The organism is Serratia odorifera, assembly GCF_041448735.1.
Taxonomy (GTDB): Bacteria; Pseudomonadota; Gammaproteobacteria; order Enterobacterales; family Enterobacteriaceae; genus Serratia_F; species Serratia_F odorifera.
Genome location: NZ_JBGMUT010000081.1, coordinates 1 through 523 on the forward strand (window position 1 = coordinate 1; position 523 = coordinate 523).

At 32.9% G+C, this 523-nt stretch carries 1 protein-coding gene; it reads right to left on the minus strand.

Annotated elements, in window-relative coordinates; translation table 11 throughout:
* Nucleotides 1-351 (minus strand): hypothetical protein (locus tag ACCC84_RS23710; RefSeq protein WP_371902447.1); only part of this gene is annotated, 351 nt, incomplete at its 3' end.
* Between the last annotated feature and the right edge of the window lie 172 nt (nt 352-523).

Consider the following 523-nt stretch of genomic DNA (forward strand, 5'->3'; position numbering starts at 1 on the left):
CATTGGAACAGTAGTCATTATCCCTGTAGGCATTAATTTATCCATAACAACTTGGAAACCGTTTTGGGCTTCATGTGGTAGGTACACTTTGCCACTAGGGACAACCCCAATCCACATAAGTAAAGTTTTTAAAACACTTGTAGCCGTAGCCCAAAAGAACTGAAACAAAGCTGTAAATATTTTCACGATCAGTACAACAACTTTGAACAAACAAGCAAAAAAGTAAAATATACCTTCTAAAAACTCTAGTAAATATCCTAATGGTTTAGCTAAAAACTCCATTGAAGCTTGAAAACCTTTTACAATCCCATTACCTACAGCCTTTAAACCTCTTAAAATAGCATCAGTCATAACTTAGTAGCCCCAAGTTATAATGTCTTTAAACTTAATACAAATAGCAAACGCCAACATTACAACAAAACATACATATATAGTTGTATCTGAATAATCCAAGCACAACTTAAAAATATTAAAAATATCATTAATCATTAACATTCAAACACTCCTCACCTAAGTACAGGGT